Raw genomic sequence first — 16,845 nt, 5'->3', positions numbered from 1 at the left:
TGATGCTTGTAGAAATTGTGAATCCTTATTATTTACAAGTTGGATCATTTATCCTAATCAATATTATTCTCGGACTGAGCATTTATGTAACCCTTTCTTCAGGGCAGCTATCTCTTGGAAATGCAGGATTTATGGGGATAGGAGCGTACACCTCCGCCCTATTGACACTTAACTTTGATGTACCAATTATAGTGGGAGTCATTGCTGGTGCTGTAGTTGCAGGATTGTTTGGTATTCTAGTAGGGATTCCTTCTCTGAGACTACAGGGGGTATATTTAGCCATTGCAACCCTCGGTTTCGGTGAAGTCATCCGAGTGTTTTTTGTAAACTGGGAATCGGTTACAAAGGGAGCAGTTGGGATTTCCGGAATTCCGCATATTGGAAGAGAAATATTTATGGTGTTAAAAGATGCTGGTTTTGATCCAGCAATTATTGGTTTAAAAAATAATCAATTTGTGTTTTTAACAGTTTTTTTTGTTTTACTACTCATTAATATTCTACTCGTATGGTTTATTTTTAGACAGCAGAATTCTAGAATTGGACGAGCATTTGCCGCTATTAAAATGGATGAAAAAGCAGCAGAATCGATGGGGATTAATATTACTTACTATAAAGTATTAGCATTTGTCCAAGGTGCTCTCATTTCAGGCTTTGCGGGTGCTTTATTTGCGCACGTCATGTCCTATATTAGCCCGGCTGATTTTTCCTATCATCGAGCAGTTGAAATCCTTATCTTTGCAGTATTTGGTGGAAGTGAGGTCATTGTGGGTGCAATTTTTGGAGCTACATTTTTGACTTTAATGCCAGAAATGCTGAGGTTTATAAGTGAATATCGCTATATGATTTATGGTCTGATCCTATTATTAATGATGGCTTTCCGTCCTCAAGGACTAATCGATGTACAAGTTTTACATTGGTTCCAAAAGCTAAGACTGCCAAAAAGGAGGGCAGAACATGGTTCTAAAAATCAAAAGCATCTCTAAAAATTTTGGTGGTATTTCTGCGCTAACGGATGTTTCCTTCTCCATTGAAGAAGGTGAAATCTTTGGTTTAATTGGTCCCAATGGAGCTGGCAAAACGACGATGTTTAATATGATTACAAATCTATTTCCACCATCATCTGGGGAAATTACCTTCGCCGGCGAAATAATCACCGGAATTAAGCCCCATTTGATTACAGAAAAAGGAATTTGCAGAACCTTTCAAAACATACGTCTTTTCCCACAAATGTCTGCACTGGAAAATGTGATGGTTGGTGGACATAGCCGCAGCAAGTCTGGAGTATTTAGCAGTGTTATTCGAACAAAAGCGCAGAGAAATGAGGAAGCTAGACTTCGTGGTTCAGCAATAGAATTACTAGAATTAGTTGGGTTATCGGATGGAATCGGCACTGAGGCGGAAAATTTATCCTACGGTCAACAACGAAGACTAGAGATAGCTAGGGCCTTAGCAAGTAAGCCAAAGCTATTGTTGCTGGATGAACCTGCTGCAGGGATGAATGAAACTGAAACGGATGACTTGTTTGATTTAATAAAAAAAGTTCAAGCGAGAGGAATTACAGTTCTTATCATTGAACACGATATGCCACTTGTAATGAAGCTTTGTGACCGTATTTTGGTTTTAAATTTTGGAAAAAAGCTTGCTGAGGGTACCCCAAAGGATATTCAAAATAATAAAGCAGTAATCGAAGCCTACCTCGGTTCGGAGGAGGATGAACAAAGTGCTTAATATTACAAATATCGAAACTTTTTATGGGAAAATTCAGGCATTAAAAGGAATTACTCTAAATGTAGAACAAGGAAAAATTGTTACACTACTGGGAGCAAATGGCGCAGGAAAAACGACGACGATGAAAACCATTGTAGGTTTATTAAAGCCGCAAAATGGGAAAATAGAGTTTTTAGGTGAAAATGTTACAGGACTAAGACCTGATCAGCTTTTAAGGAAAGGTATTGCACTTGTCCCAGAAGGCAGAGCGATCCTTGGTAGTATGACGGTTATAGAGAATCTGGAAATGGGAGCCTACCATAGAAAAGACAATGAAATCGACAAGGATGTAGAAAAAGTAATGATGCATTTTCCTATCTTAAAAGAAAGAAAAGAACAACTCGGTGGTACTCTCTCAGGGGGACAACAGCAAATGCTCGCAATTGCTAGAGCATTGCTTTCCCGTCCTAAGCTTTTACTGCTTGATGAACCATCAATGGGACTTGCACCGCTAATTGTCGCAGATATTTTTAAAATCATTAGAGAAATCAAGGACAACGGGACAACTGTTCTCCTTGTTGAGCAAAACGCTAGGCAAGCATTAAAAATTGCCGATTATGGGTATGTAATGGAAACGGGAAAAATCATTATCAAAGGAAAAGCATCTGATCTATTAAAAGATCCTCGGGTTGTCGAAGCCTATCTTGGTAAAAAATGAAGTTAATCATTTTTTGAAGAGACTCCAAATGGTGTCTCTTTGTGCGAAGCGCAGTCGTAAAGAGTGTTGACTCAGTCGACACTCTTCTTTTCATTATTGGACAGAAACGTCATCTCGATGAAACGACTGAAGGAAGATAATGAACTTGAATCCCTTGTGGTGAAAATACTTCCCTGAGGAGACTGACCTAGCTCGGGAAGCTTAATCATGGGCAAAGTCGTGAGGTGTGTCTGAAGGAGTTGCGGAAAACCGAGAGACCCTTAGGCGAATAGGTAGACCCTAATGCAATTAGTGTGTAGCACGGCGGCTGAATAAAATAGCTACCTTTCGAAGAGTGAGGAAGCCCATTAGAGAGGCATTTTCTTAAGAAGTCAGAACGAGAAAATGTGACTTATAACGTGATTTTGGGAAAAATAAATTGTCTCCATAAATTGAGTTCCGCTTTATTACAAAGGAATAACATCTTTTCTCAATCTGATTCATAAATTTAATACCGTGGTAAGGAACATCGAAATAACTCTTCAGAAAGTTATGTGTTATGAAGGGGATGAATTCCAAAATGAAAACGATAAGAAAAGGTTTTTATCGAAAAGAATCATATGAGACAAACCGCCAATTGCTGTAGATCGAGTCAGATATCACGGAGAGGTTGTAGTATTAGTAGTTGTTGAATCTCCTTTTATTGCGATACGCGGAGCAGAAGCCATTAAAGTTCAATATGAGTTACTGCCTGTCGTAAATTCCCCCACTGAAGCTCTTAAACCTGGTGCGGTCATCATTCATGAGAACCTAGGGCGCTAGAGTTTCTTGCTTATATTGCTTCAAAGGCAGTTAAAGGCAGGTTAGTGAAAATACAAAATAGCAGAGAGCAAGATATTCTTACATCTCCTTGCCACATCGGTCTTGATGCGACTGTTAAAATTGGATGTTCAGAGGATGGGCTTATTAAAGTTGCTGAAATACTTTACTTATTTGATCGGAGCATATGCTGACAAATCCGCAGATCTCAGCAGAGCAGGTGCGGTTGACTGTACTGGCCCCTACAATATTAACCACATTTGGTGCGATTCATTATGCATGTATACGAACCATCCATATGCTTCTCCTTTCCGAGGATTCGGACATCCAGAAGTCCTATTTGCTTTTGGAAGAACGATGGATATGTTAGCAGAGAAACTGAAAATAGATCCACTTGAACTTCGTCTTCGGAATGCCATAATGCTAGGAGATACAACCCCGACACAAGTCCTCCTAAATTCTAACAATGTAGGAAATCTACCGAAATGTATTACAAGATTAAAAGAACTGATTAATTGGGATGAAGGTCAAATCAACGACATGGGAAACAATAAATTAAAAGCAAAAATAATTAATTGTATTGGAAAGCCAGGACCTGAATGGACCGTTGGAGCGCAAGGAGTAGAAGTGGAAATTGATACGGAAAATTCTACTTATAAAATTCTTAAAGCTGTATCTGTCATTGACATTGGGAGGGTCTTAAACATAGAAACTGCATTAGAACAGGTGAAGGGTGCTATGAGCATGGGACTGTCCTTTGCTGGAATGGAAACATTTGTATTTGACTCATTAGGAAGAGTACTTAATCATCAATTTAGAACGTATCGGCCTATACGCTTTGGAGAACATCCTCAATATATTGTAGATTTTATTGAAACTCCGAAATAGATGCACCATTTGGAGCAAGAGGAGTTGGTGAGCACGGATTACTTGGAATGCCTGCCGCCCTTGGAAATAGTCTTTCAACAGCTCTCTCTGTACCTATTAACTATTTGCCAATCATTCCAGAATTACTTTGGAGGATTAAAGAAGGTGGTGATCCCGATGTTAACAGCTGATATTGAATACTATCAGCCAAAAAGCTTAAATGAAGCCATTGATTTATTTTTTCAATTAAAGCATGTAAATAAACAGCCTCTTTATTACTCCGGCGGGACTGAAATCATTACATTTCGGAGATTAAACCTCATTCAAACAGGAGCTATTATTGATATAAAAAATATTCCTGAATGTAAGATCTTCGAATTAAATGATCATTTTTTAATAACTGGAGCTTCCATATCATTAACTTATCTGGAAGAAAAAAATTTTTTTCCTCTATTAAGTAAAACTTCAAGAGGGGTAGCAGATTTCACTGCTCGTAATAAGATTACTTTAGGAGGCAATATTTGTGGTCAAATCTTTTATCGTGAAGCAGTTTTGCCTTTTCTCTTAGCGGATAGCAATGTCATTTTAGCTGGTTATGACGGGGTGAAAAGCCTCCCAATTCATATGGTTTTTAATCAAACACTTAACCTTAATGAAGGACAGTTTCTTGTTCAATTACAAACAGAGGAAAGTTATTTGTCATTGCCGCATTATGCGATCAAAAAAAGGCAGCAATGGGATACTGGATACCCATTAATAACGATTGCAACTCTAAAAAAGGACGGTCAATTAAGAATTGCTTTTAGCGGATTATGCCCATTTCCATTTCGTTCATTAGAGGTTGAAAAAGAGTTAAATAATCGGCAATTGCCCATTGATGAAAGAATCATGAATGCTATTAAATATTTGCCAGGCCCCATCCTAAATGATGTTGAAGGCTCTAAAGAGTATCGATTATTTGTTTTAAGAAATACATTGAAGGATATTTTCAGGGAATTGGAGGGGGAATAAGTGGCTTTTTTACCTTTAAATAAAATCAGTGTCAATCTTGATATTAATGATGAAATTTATCAAGCGGAAATAAGGCCATTTAGCACTCTATTAAGTATTCTCCGTCTCGAGTTAGGGTTGACTGGTTCAAAACCAGGCTGTCTAAATGGAGATTGTGGTGCTTGTACAATTATAATGGATGGACTTCCCTATAAATCTTGCATAATACTAGCTGTAGAAGCGGCAGGACGGAAAATAACCACCATCGAAGGGCTAAAAAATGCACCAATACAAACTGCATTTATTGAAAACTTTGCATTTCAATGCGGATATTGTACGCCTGGATTTATTATGAATTGCCATGCCTTGATTTCAAAATATCAAAATCCTTCAAAGGAGACAATAAAGGAATGGCTGGAATCGAATATTTGCAGATGCACAAGTTATGAGGAAATCGAAAAAGCAGTTTTATCAGTCATTCATAATGAAGTGGAATCAAGAAAAGAGTAAGTTAATATACGCTGGATGTTTGAATAATTTTCATATTAACAGGAGATAATAATAATAATATTTTAGTTTTTATTAAAAGGATGATCCTGTTGATTTATATATATAATGATTTCGGTGGAACTCATACAACAGCACTAGCTGCGTCTTATCATTTACAAATTCTCCCTGAAAATAGAGTGCTTACTAAGGAAGAAATATTAAATGTACCGTATTTTAATAAGCTAAATAAATCAGATGCTGGGAAGTTTATTTTTCATGGAACAGACGAAGATGGAAATTCGGTATATACTTTAGGAAGAAGATCGTCTAAGCTTGTTGTGCCAGCATTAAAAAACTTTTGCCATTTAATTGAGGATAAATTGCAAATAGATGAAAAAATAATTTTTTCAAACACTTCACCAACTGTTCCTTTTGCTATGACAATGGGGGGATTTTTTTCAAGAGGATTAAAAATCGACTTCATCGGGGTTCCCTTATTAGTTTCTGGTGCAAAGAAATCCTGCTTAAATGTACATAAGCTTGTTGAAAGGACAAAACAAATCGGAAACACCACTAATTCGAAGGTAACTGTCATTGAAAATAAAAACTTTCAGGCTTAAAAGAACAATTTACTGGATGTAAACAGACGATACGATTGTCTGTTTTTTTTATTTGCTATTTCAACGGAAAACAAGCAAAATAAAAGAAAAAAATCATATTATGGTTAATGCTTTATAGAAAGTACACCGTTAAGCAGACAAACGATGCTATTTTCGGCAACAATACCTGCTGAAATTAGAGAGCCCGCCCAAAAACATTTAAAGAATCCTACATACATTCAAGTAGAAAAAACACAAGGATCTTCAAAAAATGTAAAAGCGAAATCTGCAAAGAAAAGACGATCAACTGTTAAAAAAGGAGCGGTAAAATGTTAAATAAAAAACTTCACGAATATTTTTCAAATAAAATAGCAAATTCCAAATTAATCGAGACTTATAAAGAAGAAATTGCCTATGCAAAAAAGCATAAGATTCTCGAAGAAGACATTACAATTATAGAAAAAGAGGATAATACACGTTTTAATGACGCACTTATTGAACGATACGATAAAGAATCGGAAGAAATGCTTGCTGAAGAATCTTCTAATTTTTTGGACCAGCCAGTTTCTTATCTAAAAAAACAAATAAAAGAATTTATTTACATAGAATCTAAATGGTTCGATCTCATTGGAGCCGAATCTGTTTGTATAGAAGTAGATGATGTTTTCGGCACTTATGAGGTCATGTTAGGCTTAAAGCTGCAAAAGAAATATGAAAACAAGTTAAAAGAGAAAATTAATGAGGGATTAAAAGGGGAAGTTAAATACAGTCTACTATTTAGCCATGCGGATGGCTTATGGGAATTTAATTTTGCCTTGAACGGTGTAGACGGATTTAATGATGAATTGTCAATTAATGAAACATGTAGAATAATTTATCTTTATCTATTTAAGCTTGTGGAAGCTGTAGAAGAAGACATGCAATAAGAATTATTCCCGATAGCAAAACAAACTTTAACAGACCTTTGAAAAGGTCTGTTTTCTTTTGGCTAAAGGTTTAACGTGCTAATGTTAGATTATATATCTGTAATCACAATTACAAAAGAAAAACTATTCATTTGTCAGAAGGACTCGGCGATCAACAAGTAAAATGCTAAATATAGGACGATTTACGAAAAATGTGATAAAATTTCTAAAAGTGCTATATGCATTATGAAAAATTGTTCTTTACGACAATTTATATTTAATTGGAGAGTGTAAATATTGAAACAATTGATGAAATGGATAGTAGTTGCGTTTTCTTTGATTCTAACATTAAATTTCGGAACAAATGCCAATGCGTCGAATGGGGATAGTAATGAAGAAGCCATCAATGAAAAATTTGGTATGCCTATCGTTGTATATGGTGAAAAATTATCAGCAAGTCAAAAGGAAGAAGTGCGTAAATTATTAGGGGTAAAGGATACAAGCAAAGTAACGGAGATAACCGTTACCGGAGACGATCTTGTGAAGTATATTAATGGTGACCGACATGCAAATATGTATTCATCGGCAAAAATTACAAGAAAAGAAGCAGGAGAAGGACTTGTCGTTCGACAAGTTACACCTGAAAATATTACCGAAGTGACAGATGAAATGTATGCCAATGCACTTCTAACTGCTGGAATCCAGGATGCTGTTGTTGAAGTCGCTTCACCAGTAAAAGTCTCGGGCCATTCTGCCTTAGTCGGAATATATAAAGCATATGATGAAGGAAATGGCGAAGGGCTTAATACAGAGCATACAGAGGTAGCGAATGAGGAACTTAGCTTGGCAACTCAATTAGCAAATAAGGAAGGCATGAATCAAGATAAAGTAACCGAGCTCTTAACCGAAATCAAGAAGGAAATAGCAGCACAAAATCCTGCTACAAAGGAAGATATTGAACAAATCATTAATGAACAATTACAAACGCTTGAAATTAAATTAAGTGATCAGGATCGTCAGCTCCTAATTGATCTATTTGAAAAAATGCGTTCACTTAACATCAATTTTGATAATGTACAATCTCAGCTAGAAGACATTTCTAAAGATATAAAGCAGCGCATTGATGAAGCCGTTGGTGATAAAGGCTTTCTACAAGCAATTGGTGACTTTTTTAAAAATTTATTTGAAAGTATAAAAGGTTTATTCTCATAAGAAGTGAACCCCCTGATGAATGGGGGTTTTCTTATGTGAACTCTGGGAATTTTATAGGTATGTTTAAGCTAAAATGATCCCGATAAGAGCGATATGTTACAATTTGTTTGTTTTCCAACTGTACATCAAGCTGTAGAATATAATCACTTTTTGTTTCTAAATGATAAAGTATCCCTTCCACATTCAGATCGTAAAAATAAAAAGTTCGGCCTAAAAGTTCTTTCTTCATTACCTTTGTATCGGTATGATTGCGGATATATTCTGCAATTTGTATAACAGTTGCTGAAGAGGTTCCCGTTAATGTATAAAATCTTTCTTTCAAATGTGCAGAAGTGGAACTTATAGCTGATTTTGTTTTGTGCACAAGTTTGTCCATAAAATTGTTCATCTTATTATGCCTCCAATTTTTCAACTTCAATTTTTAAATTTCCCTACATGACATTTATCATGGTTTATACATGACACGTATGCCTTCAAATGCCTTTTCCATTTCTTTATGATTAAAAGAAAAGATGAGGAAGGATACACATATGACCAAAGAAAAGCAACTTCATTTAAGAAAGCAAATGTCCCCATTTGAAAACCCTAACACAAATTCTAGTATCATGCAGATTCTGAACACTATTGTACCCTTTATTATTTTATGGTTTTTAGCATATAAAAGCTTATCTATTTCTTATTTTTTAACACTTGGTATAAGTATAATTGCTGCTGGTTTATTAGTCCGAATTTTTATCATCTTTCATGACTGCTGCCACTATTCCTTTTTTAAAAATCGAAAAGCAAATAAAATCCTTGGTACGATAACCGGGATTATCACCATTTTCCCATTTAGCCAATGGCAGCATGACCATTCTGTACACCATGCGACAAGCAGTAATCTTGATAAGCGCGGCGTTGGAGATATTTGGCTGCTAACAGTTGAAGAATATATTTCTGCATCTTTTTGGAAACGTATTGGTTACCGACTTTACCGAAACCCTATTATCATGTTTGGTCTCGGCCCGATTTATCAATTCTTGATAAAAAATAGATTCAATAGAAAAAATGCCCGAATGAAAGAACGGCTAAATACGTATATTACAAATATTTCAATAGTAGCTTTATATAGCTTGCTTTGCATGGCGGTAGGTTGGGAAGCATTTCTTCTAGTGCAAGCTCCAATCTTTTTGATCTCTGGCGCTGCAGGTATATGGTTATTCTACGTTCAGCATACTTTTGAAGATTCATATTTCGAAGAAGATGAAAATTGGGAATATGTAAAAGCTGCTGTAGAAGGGAGCTCATTTTATAAGCTTCCAAAACCGCTGCAATGGATGACTGGAAGCATAGGTTTTCACCATGTACACCATTTAAGCCCAAAAGTTCCTAACTATAAGCTAGAAGATGCCCATAATAATACGCAGCCATTGCATAATGTGCCAACCATATCATTGAAAACAAGCTTACAATCGCTAAAATTCCGTCTATGGGACGAACATAATAAAAAATTTGTTGCTTATAAAGAAGCTATTACTATCATGAAAAATCGAAAAGAAAAGCAACTTATTTCCAAATTCAATTAATTTACATTTACGAATGGCAAGGCTTAATGAAAAAAGCTCCTTGCCATTTTTTTACGAAAATGAATGGGCTGTAACCCCCAATGATGGAAGTTTCAATTTATGATAAAATAGCATTACAGAATGAATGGCAATTTTCAAAAAAGAGGTTTTTATGTTGAAAAAATATTTGTCTTTTCTAAAAAGTTCAGGGATTACTCCATACATTTGGAGTGTTATAAGTATTTTGCCTTTCTATTTTATTTTTCAATCCTCTTCAACCATTGATATTATCATCGGAATTATACTGACCATACTTTTTTTTATCACACTTCGTCTTGCGTTCATCTCAAAAAAATGGCCTGTTTATTTATGGGCCTGTGTCCTGATTAGTATTTCTATAACAATGACGATTCTTTTTCAATTTGTGTATTTCGCCTTTTATATTGCCTACTATAACGGAAATATTAAAAACAGGATTGCTTTTTTGACTATTTATATTATTCATTTAGTGTCTACTACCATTTCAATAAACTTTAATTTCGTCCTTAGGGATGAGCTATTTTTATCGCAATTGCCTTTTATCATTATTATTTGGATAAGTGTAATCCTGCTTCCATTCAATATATATAATAAGAAAAAGCAGGAAAAGCTTGAAGCTCAGCTGGAATATGCCAATAAGAGAATTGCAGAGCTTGTAAAACAAGAGGAACGTCAACGAATTGCAAGGGACCTCCATGATACACTAGGGCAAAAACTATCACTTATAGGTCTGAAAAGTGATTTAGCGCGTAAGCTCGTGTATAAAGATCCTGAACATGCACGCAATGAAATGAAGGATGTACAACAAACGGCTAGGACTGCCTTAAATGAAGTTCGAAATATGGTTTCCCAAATGCGAGGGATTCGTTTGAAGGAGGAAATCATTCGTATTAAGCAATTACTTGAAGCTGCACAAATAAATCTAATCTGTCCTGAAGAAATAAAATTAGTAAATGTATCAATCTTTCTAGAAAATATACTAAGCATGTGTATGAAAGAAGCAGTTACGAATATAGTAAAGCATAGTAAAGCTACGACATGCCTAATAAAAATAGAACAAACATTAAATGAAATATGCATAACAATACAGGATAATGGAATAGGGATTCAAAATGATTACAGCCTAACAAAAGGACATGGACTATTAGGAATTAAAGAGCGTCTTGAATTTGTAAACGGCAATCTTGAAATTACTGTAACAAATGGCACAACCATAATCATGAAAGTACCTAGCGTCATAAAACAGACAGATAAGGAGGAGATAAAATGATTCGAATTGTCATAGCAGAAGACCAACGAATGATGTTAGGTGCATTAGGTTCTCTGCTTAATCTTGAAGATGATATGGAAGTAGTTGGAAAGGCGAGCACAGGCGAAGAAGCAATTGCACTAGTAAAAAAATATCAGCCTGATGTTTGCATTATGGATATCGAAATGCCCGAAAAAACTGGCCTTGAAGCTGCTGAAGAACTAAAAAAAACAAGCTGCAAGGTCATCATCTTAACAACCTTTGCGCGAACTGGTTATTTTCAAAGGGCTTTAAAGGCAGGAGTTAGGGGTTATTTATTAAAGGATAGCCCTAGTGAAGAGTTGGCTAGTTCAATCAGATTTGTCATGTCTGGTAGAAGAATATACGCCCCGGAATTAATGGATGACGTGTACAGTGAAGAAAACCCATTGACTGAACGAGAAAAAGAGGTACTCGAACTTGTTGCTCATGGTAAAAATACGAAAGAGATCGCTGATGAGTTAAGTATAAAGACTGGTACAGTGAGAAATTATATTTCCCAAATAATGGAAAAGCTTGAGGTGAAGAATAGAATTGAAGCCATTACTCAATCAAAAGAAAAAGGCTGGTTTAAGTAAGCTGTCCAAATTGATAATTAATTGCATTAAAATATAACCGAAAAAATCATAAAACTTCTAGTTCACCTGGAATTGTAATTAGAGAGTGTGGAATTATTAAATAATTTAAAAAATTTACAAAAACCTCTCGACAAAAGCCTATAGATTGTCGGATAATTGTAATTACAATCACGAGATGAAATTATTTGAAAATATTAATTATCCTTTCTTTAAGGTGTTTTTTTAGTGATTGGATTAACAATTTAAAGCGACAAAGTATAAGAAGGCAGGGAGAAGTAGGATGAACGGCTATCAAATTGAAATGAACCTTAGTCATGAAAGAAAACAAAAACCAGCATTTGACAATCTTCAGTTTGGAAGGAACTTTACAGATCATATGTTTATCATGGATTATACAGAAGGAAAAGGCTGGCATGATCCGCGAATTGTTCCTTATCAACCTATTACTTTAGATCCTTCAGCCACAATATTTCATTACGGGCAAACTGTTTTTGAAGGGCTAAAAGCATATCAGACAAAAGATGAGCAAATCCTTCTATTTAGACCTAATAAAAATATGGAAAGATTAAATCGATCGAGCGCTCGCTTGTGTATGCCACAAATTGATGAAGAGCTTGCTCTTTATGGTTTAAAACAATTACTAAATGTAGATAGAGATTGGGTTCCAAATGTAGAAGGAACATCTCTTTATATTCGTCCATTCATTATTTCGACAGAAGCACATTTAGGAGTTTCACCTTCATTAACTTATCAATTTATCATTATCTTATCTCCAGTAGGAGCATATTATAAAGAAGGCATTAACCCAGTAAAAATCGCAGTTGAAACGGAATTTGTGCGTGCTGTTAGAGGTGGAACTGGTAATGCGAAAACAGCTGGTAACTATGCAGCTAGCTTAAAAGCGCAGGAAGTTGCAAGCAAATCAGGTTATTCGCAAGTATTATGGCTAGATGGAAAAGAGAATAAGTATATCGAAGAAGTTGGAAGCATGAACGTATTCTTTAAGATTAATGGGGAAGTCATTACGCCAGAACTTAATGGAAGTATTTTAGATGGAATAACCCGTGATTCAATTATCCAACTTTTAAAGCTTTGGAATATTCCGGTTATTGAGAGAAAAATTTCAATAGAAGAAATATATCAAGCTAGTAAAGAAGGAAAATTAGAAGAAGCATTCGGAACAGGTACGGCAGCTGTTATTTCACCTATAGGAGAATTATTCTGGCAAGAGAAGCTTGTTGTTAATAACGGAGAAACAGGTTCATTATCAAAAAAATTATACGAGACCTTAACAGGCATACAAAATGGCTCGATAGTAGATCCATTTGGATGGCGTGTTTTAGTATAGAGAGCTGTTTGAAACAGCTCTTTTTATATTCATTTTTTTGGAAATCCTTATCTTTCAAATTATTTTCCTTGCAATAATAATATTTCATGCTATTCTATTTATGAAGATAAAAGTACACTAGGGGTGTCTGCATAAGACTGAGATGGAACAACTGTTCTTAACCCTTTGAACCTGATCTAGTTTATACTGGCGTAGGGAAGTGGCATTTGGATAAAATATTCGTATGTTTATTTATCCCCACTCTTACGTTTTTGAGTGGGGATTTTTTGATTTTTACAAATTCTATAGAATTAATCTACTAGGGGCGCCTTAAATGGCTGAGATAGAACCCTTTGAACCTGATCTAGTTCATACTAGCGTAGGGAAGTAGGTTTAGTGAAAGATATATTACTTCTTTCATTAACCGCTTTCCAATATGAAAGCGGTTTTCTTTTTTTTCTTCTGCATTTACCAAAGATGCAGTTTATTCCAGTAAGGCAAAATAGAGCTCAATTTATTCAGGAGGAGAATTGAAATGGAAACTGTAAAAACGAAAAAATTCACTGAAAGGTTATTTGAAAATGTTAAGCCAATTTGGGAGAAAAACCATCAGCACCCATTTGTACAAGAACTTGGAAAAGGGACTTTGGATGAAGAAAAATTCATCCATTATATGAAGCAAGACTACGTTTATTTAATTGACTATTCAAAGCTTTTTGCGGTAGGCGTAATGAAAGCTCATGATTTAAATATGATGGGAAATTTCGCACAAACCCTTCATGAAACACTTCATTTTGAAATGGAATTACATCGCCAATTTGCAGCAGAATTCGGTATTACCCGTGAAGAACTTGAAGCAACAAAACCTACACCTGTCAATTTAGCCTATACAAGATATATGTTGAATGTTGCCCAGAATGGTAGTTTAGCAGAGCTTGTATCCTGTTTACTTCCTTGTGCATGGGATTATTGGGAAATCGGCAAATTACTAAGAAAGCAATATGGAGAACATCTATCAACAAATCGTTATGCTAAATGGATTGAAACATATGATTCAGAAGCATTTGGAGAAGGTGCAAAATGGTTAATTCAACTGATGGATGAGCTTGCGGAAGGGAAACCTGAGCGTGAGTTAACCATACTTGAGGAGCACTTTCAAATGGCATCAAAATATGAATACTTATTTTGGGATATGAACTATTATAAACAAGATTGGCCGATCTAAAAACAAGTTGGTGAAAAGATGACACTCGTGTTAAAAAATGTTTCCTATACATTTAGGAATGAAGCAAATCAAAAAAATAAAGTTATTTCTGATTTAAATATGGAAGTAAGAAATGGAGATTTCGTTTCATTAATTGGAAAAAGCGGCACTGGGAAAAGTACGATTTTAAAATTAATTACAGGCCTGCTTAAACAAGATGAAGGCGAAATCCTAATCAATGGAAAAGCAATCACACTTGGGGATGTTGGCTACATGCCACAGCGAGATCTTCTGCTCCCATGGAGAACAATTATAGAGAATATTATGATTGCATCGGAGATTCAAAAGGATCTACAAATAACGAAGGATGAGGCAAGAAGCTGGCTTGACCGTGTAGGATTACTCGCTTACGAGAATGCGCTGCCAGATCAGCTGTCAGGCGGAATGAGACAAAGGGCAGCATTTTTGCGTGCTCTATTAACGGGGAAAGATTTGTTATTGCTTGATGAGCCTTTTGGTGCACTTGATGCGTTAACAAAAAAAGATATGCAAACATGGCTGTTGTCTATTTGGCAGGAGTTAAATAAAACGATTTTATTTATCACACATGATTTAGAGGAAGCGTGTTTTTTAAGTGATCGAATTCTTTTATTACATTTGGATAAAACACTGGATGATATTCCTGTAAATCTGTCTCGGCCACGCCACCCTGAAATGCTGCACGAAATGGAACTTATTACTTTAAGACATAATCTGGAGAAAAGGATTGCCCATGAAACAAATTAAACAATGGCTGCAAACATATAGTCTGTTTCTCATTTTTACCCTTATTATTTTTATTTTGCTGGAATACCTCGTTCGATCAGAGCTCATTCCTGCCTTTATCATTCCGGCGCCTACGAGTGTAATCACATCAATCATAGAAAATTGGAAGCCGTTATTTTTAGAGCATTTGCCTGCAACCTTGCTTGAATTTCTAATTGGCTTTGTCATAGCTGTTGTTGGTGGAGTTGGATTAGCAGTAGGTATGTTTTTTTCAAAAATAGTGGAAAAAACTCTTTATCCTGCGGTATTAATATCACAGATGATCCCTATCATTGCACTGTCACCAATTTTTGTTCTCTGGTTTGGTTATACAATTTGGAGCAAGGTTGCTGTGACTGTACTAATTTCTTTTTTTCCAATCGTTGTTGGTACATATGATGGACTTAAATCAAGTGATAAGGAATATATCGAATTACTACGTTCGATGGGGGCAACCCGCATGTCTATCTTCAAAAAGCTTAATATTCCGATGGCAATGCCCTCTTTTTTCTCAGGGTTAAAGCTTGCAATCGTATATGCCTTAGTCGGAGCGACAATTGGCGAATGGTTAGGAGCAAGTGAAGGGCTTGGATATTACAGCCGTCGAATGTCTGGTAATTTAAATTCTGAGGGAGTATTTGCGGCAATTACCATTCTTACTTTGCTTGGCATACTTATGTTTGCACTCATTTCATTAATAGAAAAACGCGTTTTAAAATGGAAATATACAGATTAATTTACAGATGGAGTGGAACATTTTGAAAAAAATATGGTTTAAACGATTATTGATTGTGGTAATGGCGATTATGCTCGTTGGCTGTTCAAGTAAAAACGAGAGCACCAAGGAAGGTAATAAGAAAGAGCTTGATGATATTAGTATCATGCTTGATTGGTATCCGAATGCAGTTCATACAGCCATTTATGTTGCAAAGGAAAAAGGATATTTTGAAGATGAAGGTCTAAACGTAAAAATTGAAATGCCTGCTGATACAAATGATCCTTTAAAGCTTGCAGCTACTGGAAAAGTTGATTTAGCTATTAGCTATCAAAGCCAGCTTTTATTATCACGAGCAGAGGACATACCAGTTGTCTCTATTGCCGCACTTGTAAGACATTCTCTAGATGCGATTATGTATAAAAAAGAAAGTGAAATTAATTCACCAAAAGATTTAGAAGGAAAAAATGTCGGCTTCCCATCATCTTCTATTAGTGAAGCAGTAGTTTCATCAATGGTTAAAAACGATGGCGGTGACATGAGCAAGGTAAAGATGACAGATGTCGGCTGGGATTTAATGCCATCCTTAGCAACAGATAACGTAGATGCACTTGTTGGTGCTTATATCAATCATGAGCAAGTCCTTCTGAAAAAAGAAGGCTACAACGTTGATTTCCTTAGTCTCCCTGATTATGGTGTGCCCGATAATTATGAATTAGTCATCGTAACTGGTGAAAAAACATTAGCAAAGAAAAAAGAGTCCATTGAGAAGTTTTGGCGTGCTGTAACAAAAGGACAGGAAACGTTGAAAAAAGATCCTGCAGCTGGGCTTCAAATATTACTAGATCACGAAAATGAAAGCTTTCCATTAGATAAAGAAGTTGAAGAAGAAAGCTTACAAGTATTACTGCCATTAATGGAGGATCCGAATATACCTTTTGGTTATCAAGATGAAGCTGTGTGGCAGGATGTTGCAGATTGGCTATACGATTCAAAAGTTATTCAAGAAAAAGTTGATCCAAAAGAAGCATTTACTAATATCGTTTCAAAGTAACTTTGGG

Annotated in this window: 17 protein-coding genes, 1 pseudogene and 2 riboswitches; of the genes and pseudogenes, 17 read left to right on the top strand and 1 reads right to left on the bottom strand. The window is 35.6% G+C overall.

Annotated elements, in window-relative coordinates; all coding sequences use genetic code 11:
- Positions 1-2: 2 nt before the first annotated feature.
- The 9 genes and pseudogenes from KHA94_RS05025 to KHA94_RS04985 all read left to right on the top strand — a co-directional run bounded on the left by KHA94_RS05025 (position 3) and on the right by KHA94_RS04985 (position 8,285).
- Positions 3-983, top strand: coding sequence for a branched-chain amino acid ABC transporter permease (locus KHA94_RS05025; protein ID WP_213101306.1), 981 nt, complete (start codon positions 3-5; stop codon positions 981-983).
- Positions 955-1,728, top strand: coding sequence for an ABC transporter ATP-binding protein (locus KHA94_RS05020; RefSeq protein WP_213100994.1), 774 nt, complete (start codon positions 955-957; stop codon positions 1,726-1,728). The genes KHA94_RS05025 and KHA94_RS05020 overlap by 29 nt, the downstream gene beginning before the upstream one ends.
- Positions 1,721-2,425: an ABC transporter ATP-binding protein gene (locus KHA94_RS05015; RefSeq protein WP_213100993.1), complete on the top strand. Its 705-nt coding sequence runs from the start codon at positions 1,721-1,723 to the stop codon at positions 2,423-2,425. The genes KHA94_RS05020 and KHA94_RS05015 overlap by 8 nt, the downstream gene beginning before the upstream one ends.
- 797 nt (positions 2,426-3,222) lie before the next feature.
- Positions 3,223-4,281: pseudogene (locus KHA94_RS05010) on the top strand (xanthine dehydrogenase family protein molybdopterin-binding subunit); the annotation flags it as partial.
- A complete protein-coding gene (locus KHA94_RS05005) occupies positions 4,268-5,101 on the top strand; it encodes an FAD binding domain-containing protein (protein WP_213100991.1) in 834 nt (277 codons plus the stop codon). The pseudogene KHA94_RS05010 and the gene KHA94_RS05005, both read left to right, overlap by 14 nt.
- Before the next feature lie 24 nt (positions 5,102-5,125).
- A complete protein-coding gene (locus KHA94_RS05000) occupies positions 5,126-5,590 on the top strand; it encodes a (2Fe-2S)-binding protein (RefSeq protein WP_213101305.1) in 465 nt (154 codons plus the stop codon).
- An 89-nt stretch (positions 5,591-5,679) separates the two neighbouring features.
- On the top strand, positions 5,680-6,189 hold the full coding sequence (locus KHA94_RS04995) for a DUF3189 family protein (protein ID WP_213100990.1): 510 nt from the start codon (positions 5,680-5,682) through the stop codon (positions 6,187-6,189).
- A 308-nt stretch (positions 6,190-6,497) separates the two neighbouring features.
- Complete coding sequence (locus tag KHA94_RS04990) at positions 6,498-7,094, top strand: branched-chain amino acid aminotransferase (protein WP_213100989.1); 597 nt, start codon at positions 6,498-6,500, stop codon at positions 7,092-7,094.
- 288 nt (positions 7,095-7,382) lie between these two features.
- Complete coding sequence (locus KHA94_RS04985) at positions 7,383-8,285, top strand: DUF1002 domain-containing protein (protein ID WP_213101304.1); 903 nt, start codon at positions 7,383-7,385, stop codon at positions 8,283-8,285.
- Between the two features lie 31 nt (positions 8,286-8,316).
- On the opposite strand, the gene KHA94_RS04980 is transcribed toward KHA94_RS04985, so the two are convergent.
- Complete coding sequence (locus tag KHA94_RS04980) at positions 8,317-8,673, bottom strand: hypothetical protein (RefSeq protein WP_213100988.1); 357 nt, start codon at positions 8,671-8,673, stop codon at positions 8,317-8,319.
- Positions 8,674-8,815: 142 nt separating this feature from the next.
- On the opposite strand from KHA94_RS04980, the gene desA reads away from it, so the two are divergent.
- The 8 genes from desA to KHA94_RS04940 all read left to right on the top strand — a co-directional run bounded on the left by desA (position 8,816) and on the right by KHA94_RS04940 (position 16,838).
- Positions 8,816-9,850: a Delta(5) desaturase DesA gene (gene desA, locus KHA94_RS04975; protein ID WP_275950859.1), complete on the top strand. Its 1,035-nt coding sequence runs from the start codon at positions 8,816-8,818 to the stop codon at positions 9,848-9,850.
- 151 nt (positions 9,851-10,001) lie between these two features.
- Positions 10,002-11,138 (top strand): sensor histidine kinase, encoded by a 1,137-nt coding sequence (locus KHA94_RS04970; protein ID WP_213100986.1) that lies wholly within the window; start codon positions 10,002-10,004, stop codon positions 11,136-11,138.
- Complete coding sequence (locus KHA94_RS04965; RefSeq protein ID WP_213100985.1) at positions 11,135-11,734, top strand: response regulator transcription factor; 600 nt, start codon at positions 11,135-11,137, stop codon at positions 11,732-11,734. The genes KHA94_RS04970 and KHA94_RS04965 overlap by 4 nt, the downstream gene beginning before the upstream one ends.
- Positions 11,735-12,014: 280 nt before the next feature.
- Positions 12,015-13,082, top strand: a complete 1,068-nt coding sequence (locus KHA94_RS04960; protein WP_213100984.1) for a branched-chain amino acid aminotransferase — start codon at positions 12,015-12,017, stop codon at positions 13,080-13,082.
- Between the two features lie 109 nt (positions 13,083-13,191).
- Positions 13,192-13,297: riboswitch (TPP riboswitch) on the top strand.
- A 75-nt stretch (positions 13,298-13,372) separates the two neighbouring features.
- Positions 13,373-13,464, top strand: a riboswitch (TPP riboswitch).
- Between the two features lie 132 nt (positions 13,465-13,596).
- Positions 13,597-14,286: a thiaminase II gene (tenA, locus tag KHA94_RS04955; RefSeq protein WP_213100983.1), complete on the top strand. Its 690-nt coding sequence runs from the start codon at positions 13,597-13,599 to the stop codon at positions 14,284-14,286.
- 18 nt (positions 14,287-14,304) lie between these two features.
- Positions 14,305-15,051, top strand: a complete 747-nt coding sequence (locus KHA94_RS04950; protein ID WP_213100982.1) for an ABC transporter ATP-binding protein — start codon at positions 14,305-14,307, stop codon at positions 15,049-15,051.
- Positions 15,038-15,805 carry an ABC transporter permease gene (locus KHA94_RS04945; RefSeq protein ID WP_213101303.1) on the top strand — a complete coding sequence of 256 codons (768 nt, stop codon included), beginning with the start codon at positions 15,038-15,040 and terminating at the stop codon, positions 15,803-15,805. Before KHA94_RS04950 ends, KHA94_RS04945 begins: the two co-directional genes overlap by 14 nt.
- Positions 15,806-15,827: 22 nt before the next feature.
- Positions 15,828-16,838 carry an ABC transporter substrate-binding protein gene (locus KHA94_RS04940; RefSeq protein ID WP_213100981.1) on the top strand — a complete coding sequence of 337 codons (1,011 nt, stop codon included), beginning with the start codon at positions 15,828-15,830 and terminating at the stop codon, positions 16,836-16,838.
- Positions 16,839-16,845 lie beyond the last annotated feature (7 nt).

It is taken from the genome of Cytobacillus citreus (assembly GCF_018343665.1).
GTDB classification, from domain to species: domain Bacteria; phylum Bacillota; class Bacilli; order Bacillales; family Cytobacillaceae; genus Cytobacillus; species Cytobacillus citreus.
The sequence above is the reverse complement of the archived record's forward strand: the minus strand, read 5'-3'. Positions and strand labels throughout refer to the sequence as shown.

Excerpts from the sequence above, each read along its gene's own strand:
- KHA94_RS04970 (WP_213100986.1), top strand. The coding sequence starts at position 10,002 with ATGTTGAAAAAATATTTGTCTTTTCTAAAAAGTTCAGGGATTACTCCA.
- KHA94_RS04945 (WP_213101303.1), top strand. The coding sequence starts at position 15,038 with ATGAAACAAATTAAACAATGGCTGCAAACATATAGTCTGTTTCTCATT.
- KHA94_RS04990 (WP_213100989.1), top strand. The coding sequence starts at position 6,498 with ATGTTAAATAAAAAACTTCACGAATATTTTTCAAATAAAATAGCAAAT.
- KHA94_RS05025 (WP_213101306.1), top strand. The coding sequence starts at position 3 with ATGCTTGTAGAAATTGTGAATCCTTATTATTTACAAGTTGGATCATTT.
- KHA94_RS04985 (WP_213101304.1), top strand. The coding sequence starts at position 7,383 with ATGAAATGGATAGTAGTTGCGTTTTCTTTGATTCTAACATTAAATTTC.
- desA (WP_275950859.1), top strand. The coding sequence starts at position 8,816 with ATGACCAAAGAAAAGCAACTTCATTTAAGAAAGCAAATGTCCCCATTT.
- KHA94_RS04965 (WP_213100985.1), top strand. The coding sequence starts at position 11,135 with ATGATTCGAATTGTCATAGCAGAAGACCAACGAATGATGTTAGGTGCA.
- KHA94_RS04980 (WP_213100988.1), bottom strand. The coding sequence starts at position 8,673 with ATGAACAATTTTATGGACAAACTTGTGCACAAAACAAAATCAGCTATA.
- KHA94_RS05005 (WP_213100991.1), top strand. The coding sequence starts at position 4,268 with ATGTTAACAGCTGATATTGAATACTATCAGCCAAAAAGCTTAAATGAA.
- KHA94_RS04960 (WP_213100984.1), top strand. The coding sequence starts at position 12,015 with ATGAACGGCTATCAAATTGAAATGAACCTTAGTCATGAAAGAAAACAA.
- KHA94_RS05020 (WP_213100994.1), top strand. The coding sequence starts at position 955 with ATGGTTCTAAAAATCAAAAGCATCTCTAAAAATTTTGGTGGTATTTCT.
- KHA94_RS04950 (WP_213100982.1), top strand. The coding sequence starts at position 14,305 with ATGACACTCGTGTTAAAAAATGTTTCCTATACATTTAGGAATGAAGCA.
- tenA (WP_213100983.1), top strand. The coding sequence starts at position 13,597 with ATGGAAACTGTAAAAACGAAAAAATTCACTGAAAGGTTATTTGAAAAT.